The 4,694-nt window shown below is 70.7% G+C and carries 5 protein-coding genes; 3 read left to right on the top strand and 2 right to left on the bottom strand.

Going from position 1 to position 4,694, the window contains the following annotated elements:
• Positions 1-771: DnaB-like helicase N-terminal domain-containing protein (locus RMO85_RS04890; RefSeq protein ID WP_310526825.1), on the bottom strand; the 771-nt coding region annotated here is incomplete at its 3' end.
• 542 nt (positions 772-1,313) lie between these two features.
• On the opposite strand from RMO85_RS04890, the gene RMO85_RS04885 reads away from it, so the two are divergent.
• From RMO85_RS04885 to RMO85_RS04875, 3 genes are read left to right on the top strand one after another with little or no spacing between them, the layout of a single operon-like run.
• A complete protein-coding gene (locus RMO85_RS04885) occupies positions 1,314-2,639 on the top strand; it encodes an MATE family efflux transporter (RefSeq protein ID WP_310526819.1) in 1,326 nt (441 codons plus the stop codon).
• Positions 2,636-3,145, top strand: coding sequence for a hypothetical protein (locus tag RMO85_RS04880; RefSeq protein WP_310526817.1), 510 nt, complete (start codon positions 2,636-2,638; stop codon positions 3,143-3,145). The genes RMO85_RS04885 and RMO85_RS04880 overlap by 4 nt, the downstream gene beginning before the upstream one ends.
• Positions 3,146-3,199: 54 nt before the next feature.
• Positions 3,200-4,327, top strand: coding sequence for a hypothetical protein (locus RMO85_RS04875; RefSeq protein WP_310526816.1), 1,128 nt, complete (start codon positions 3,200-3,202; stop codon positions 4,325-4,327).
• Positions 4,328-4,568: 241 nt separating this feature from the next.
• Here RMO85_RS04875 and RMO85_RS04870 read toward each other — a convergent pair.
• A partial coding sequence (locus RMO85_RS04870; RefSeq protein ID WP_310526826.1) for a 50S ribosomal L9 C-terminal domain-containing protein occupies positions 4,569-4,694 on the bottom strand: 126 nt, incomplete at its 5' end.

Below are 4,694 nucleotides of genomic sequence, written 5' to 3'. Positions count from 1 at the left end.
GTTGTGGATCGACGCGGCCCGACAGAAGTCGAGCGCGAGGGTCGACTTTCCCATGGCGGGTCGAGCCGCCACGATGATCATCTGCCCCGAGTGCAGGCCGTTGGTCAGCTCATCGAGGTCGGCGAAGCCGGTGGGCACGCCGTAGAGCCCGGCGTCACGGTTGCCGATCGCCTCGATCTCGTCGAGGACGGGGTTCATGATGTCGCTCAGCGGGGCGTAGTCCTCCGCGGCGCGGCGGTCGGTGATCTTGTACACCTCTGCCTGGGCCTGGTCGACGACGTCGTCGACCTGGCCCTCACCGGCGTAGCCGATCTGCACGATCTTGGTGCCCGCGTCGACAAGGCGGCGCAGGATCGCCTTCTCTCGCACGATCTCGGCGTAGTAGCCGGCGTTGGCGGCGATCGGGACATTGGCCGACAACGTGTGGAGGTAGGGCGCACCGCCGACGCGCTCCAGCTCGCCCTTGCGGCTCAGCTCGGCTGCCACGGTGACCGGGTCGGCGGGCTCGCCGCGGCTGTAGAGGTCGATGATCGCGTCGTGGATGACCTCGTGGGCGGGGCGGTAGAAGTCGGGCCCACGCAGCGTCTCGGTGACGTTGGCGATCTCGTCCTTGGAGATCAGCATCGCCCCCAGGACGCTCTGCTCCGCGGCGTTGTCCTGCGGTGGCGTGCGGTCGCCGGGACGCCGCGGCGCCTGGCCCGGCTCGTACGCCGCCGGCCCGTCGCCCCACTCGAAGTCGGCCTCGGTGCGACCCTGCTCGGTGATGCTCACCGTTGTCCCCTCACTGCCGATCACCCACCTGGCAACCGAGCCCTCGACACCCGCGGCACGACCCCGGCACCGACGGTAGAGGGGACCACCGACAACCATCGGGGCCACCTCATCAGCCCGGGCCGACGAGGGAGCGCGTTCGCGCGACCGTACGACGCCCGACGGCTCGCGGGCTAGTCCCGGCGACCGAGTTATCCACAGGGTCTGTTGATAACTCGGGCTTGCTGGTGGAGGACACGCCCCGCAAGGTGCAACGACTGGGGACGTCACTGTGGACAACGCTGCCGACTCTTCGATGGACACCTCGCTGACCTGCACAAACACCCGACAGGGCCTGTGGAGGGAAAACAGTAGGCAAAGACTTTGTTCACCTGCTCGCCATGTGGGAGTCGCCGGTCGTTTTGTCGACATGGCGCCGGACGGCTACCACTTTGTCAAGTTGTGCACCGGTCATACACAGGTAGTTCGAACGGACTACGTGCACCGTCCGATCGATCCATCCGTCATGGCCACTGACCATGAATGGCCGTTACGCTGCGCCCGTGACGTCCACCGACCGCGAGATCATGCGCCTGGCCGTGCCGGCCTTCCTCGCGCTCGTGGCCGAACCGCTCTTCCTGCTCTGCGACGCCGCGATCGTCGGCCACCTCGGCACCACCGAGCTCGCGGGACTCGGCATCGCCGGCGCCGTGCTCTCGACGCTGGTCGGCCTCTGCGTCTTCCTCGCCTACGGCACCACCGCCAGCGTTGCTCGCCATCTTGGCGCCGGCGACGTCAGGGGTGCGCTGACCCAGGGCATCGACGGCTGCTGGCTCGCGGTCCTGATCGGCAGCGTCGTCACGGTCGTCGGGGCGCTCTTGGCCCGGTCACTCGTCGAGCTCTTCGGCGCCGGCGCCGCCGTGAGCGACCAGGCGACGGCGTACCTCGAGGTTGCGATCCTCGGCACGACGCCGCTGCTGCTGATGCTCGCCACCACCGGGGTGCTCCGCGGACTGCAGGACACCCGCACCCCGCTCTGGGTCGCCGTCGGCGGCAACGTCGCGAACGTCGTCCTCAACGTGGTCCTCGTCTACGGCCTCGACCTCGGCATCGCCGGCTCGGCCCTCGGCTCGGTCCTGGCCCAGGTCGCGAGCGCGGCAGTGCTCGTCACCGTCGTGGTCCGCGCCGCGCGACGCGAGGGCGCGCCCCTCACCCCCGACCGACTCGGCATCATCACCGCCGCTCGCACCGGTGTGCCCCTCGTCCTGCGCACGCTCACCCTGCGCGCCTGCCTCCTGGTCGGCACCTACGCCGCCACCATCGCCGGACGCGACACCGAGATCGACCTGGCCACCCACCAGATCGCCCTGACGCTGTGGACCTTCCTCGCCTTCGCCCTGGACGCCCTGGCGATCGCCGCTCAGGCCATCACCGGCCGCGCCCTGGGTGCCGGTGACGTCGAGGGCACGCGCCTGCTGACCCGACGGATGGTGCAGTGGGGCTGGGGTGCCGGCATCGCCAGCGGCGTCCTCCTCGCGGTGACCGCACCGTTGCTCGGACCGCTCTTCTCGCCCGACTCCGAGGTGCACCACCTGCTGGTCCCAGTCCTGCTCGTGGCCGCGCTCGGCCAGCCGATCGCCGGCGTGGTGTTCGTGCTCGACGGCGTGCTGATCGGCGCGGGCGACGGCCGCTACCTCGCGTGGGCCGGCCTCGGCGTCCTCGCCCTCTATGCCCCCGCCGCCCTCCTCGCCGCACGCGGTCCCGGCGGCCTCGTCCCGGTCTGGCTGGCGATGATCGTCGTCTTCATGGGCGCTCGCTTCGTCCTGCTGACCCGACGCGCACGCAGCGAGGCGTGGCTGGTCACCGGGTCGATAGCCTCTCGCCCATGAAGCCACTCCAGTCCGTCGCGATCGGACTGGTGATCGTGGTGCTGGTGGCGAAGTTCGCCGGCTACGACGCGCTCGCCGACCCGCTCGGGTGGCTCCTGGTGCTCTGGGGCGTACGCCGCATGGCGGACCGCGCAACGCTCGTGACCCTGGCCCTGGGTGCCCTGCTCGTGGCCTGCGGCGTCTGGTTCCCGGCAACCCAGGACCTGCTCGAGCGCAGCGACCCGTCGCTGCGGTGGGCGATCAACCTGCCCCAGGTGCTGTTCTGCGTCGCCCTGTCCCGTCACCTCGCCGACCTCGCGGGCGCCCGGGACGACACGCGCGCCCGCGCGTGGCTGCGTACGGCCATGGTGTTGAACGTGCTGCTCGCAGCCGCTCCGGTGCTCGTCTTCGCCGCGGCGGCCGACGACCTGATGGGCTCGGTCTATGCGGCGGCCGGCGGCGTCGTACTCCTGCTGATCGTCTTGCTCTTCGCGTATGCCAACCGGCCCTGGGCGCCGGCCTCGTAACCTAGGCAGCGTCCCGGCGGCCATCCCGCGCCCACCACCTCGTCAGGAGCCTGCATGCGCACGCGCCGCCTCGGCCTCGTCACCACCCTCGCGCTCGCCTGCGGGCTGCTGGTCGGAGTGCCGCTGGGCGCCCGTCCGGCGGCCGCGGCAGCCGACTGTCTGTCCGAGGCGCGATCGGGATTGAGCCAGTGCGACGACACCGTGCCGCCCGAGACCGCCCTGACCGGCGTCTCGGTCCAGCCCAACGCCGCTGGCTGGGTCGCGACCGGGACGGTGTCGTTCGCCTTCGCCGGTCAGCACGGCGATGCCGATGCTGACGCGGTCGGTTTCGAATGCAGGCTCGACGGGCCCGTCCAGGCGCACGACTGGAGCTCCTGCACGTCGCCGCGCACCTACCAGGGCCTGGCCGACTCCGACGTCGCGCGGTATGTCTTCTCGGTGCGCGCGGTCGACCTCGCCGATCAGGCCATCACCTACTCCTTCCTCATGCCGGACGAGCCCGGCGAGGACTACGACGCAACCCCCGCCACGCTCACCTGGGGGCAGGACACCGTCGCGCCCGTCGGCTTCGTCAACCCGGACCTCTACGACAGGCAGACCCCGCAACAGCCGGTCGTCATCGCTCGGAGCGTCCCGATCCGCCTGCACAGCAACGAGGCCGGCGCCACCTTCGAGTGCGAGGTCGACGGGCAGGGCACCCCCTGCACCCCCGGCGCGTGGCGCTACGCCGACGCTCCCTCGGGTCGCCACTTCTTCCGCGCCCGCAGCGTGGACAAGGCCGGTACGGCGAGTGCCTGGTCGGCGACGTCCGAGTTCTTCATCCCGTCCGACCTGCGCGGACGGCAGGGCTGGTCCGTCGTGAAGAAGTCCGCGGCGTTCGACCAGACGCTGGTCACGTCCAAGCGCGAGGGAGCGCGACTCGTCCTGCCCAAGCAGCGGGTCGGCGAGCTCCGTCTCTATGCGCCCACCGCACCGTCGTACGGCAGGGTGCGGGTCAAGGTCGGCGCGACCAACTGGCGCGTCGTCGACCTGGCCGGAGCGCGCTCGGCACAGCGGGAGTTCGTGGTGCTCGATCGCTACCAGGGCTCGCGCACCGGCAAGATCATCATCGAGGTGCTCAGCCGCAACAAGCCGGTCTTCCTCGACGCGATCGTCGCCCGGACCAACGTCTTCCAGGCCTGACCCGCCCGGGCTCGCACCCCGGCGGCCGACATCCGGTAGACGACCTCACCGGCAACTGGCGGCGGCCGACATCCGGTAGACGACGGCACCGGCAACTGGCGGCGGCCGACATACGTTTCGGCGATTCACCTGTCGTGGGCCGCCACTTCGCGCGGGATGGGGGGGCACCGGACGCCGCAGACAATGACGAACGGCCCGCCCGCTCCGAGGAGCAGGCGGGCCGAGCGGTATGACGAGAGCGTCAGGCCGAAACGACGTTGAGCGCGACCTTGGCGGCCACCTCGTCGTGCAGCTTGACCGACACCTCGTGAGCACCGAGCGCCTTGATCGGCTTGGCGACCACGATGGTGCGTCGGTCGACCTTCTC

The sequence above is a fragment of the Nocardioides sp. genome (assembly GCF_031422975.1).
Classification (GTDB): Bacteria; Actinomycetota; Actinomycetes; order Propionibacteriales; family Nocardioidaceae; genus Nocardioides.
The sequence above is the reverse complement of the archived record's forward strand: the minus strand, read 5'-3'. Positions and strand labels throughout refer to the sequence as shown.

Coding starts and splice junctions, on each gene's coding strand:
- RMO85_RS04875 (WP_310526816.1), top strand. CDS start 3,200: ATGCGCACGCGCCGCCTCGGCCTCGTCACCACCCTCGCGCTCGCCTGC.
- RMO85_RS04880 (WP_310526817.1), top strand. CDS start 2,636: ATGAAGCCACTCCAGTCCGTCGCGATCGGACTGGTGATCGTGGTGCTG.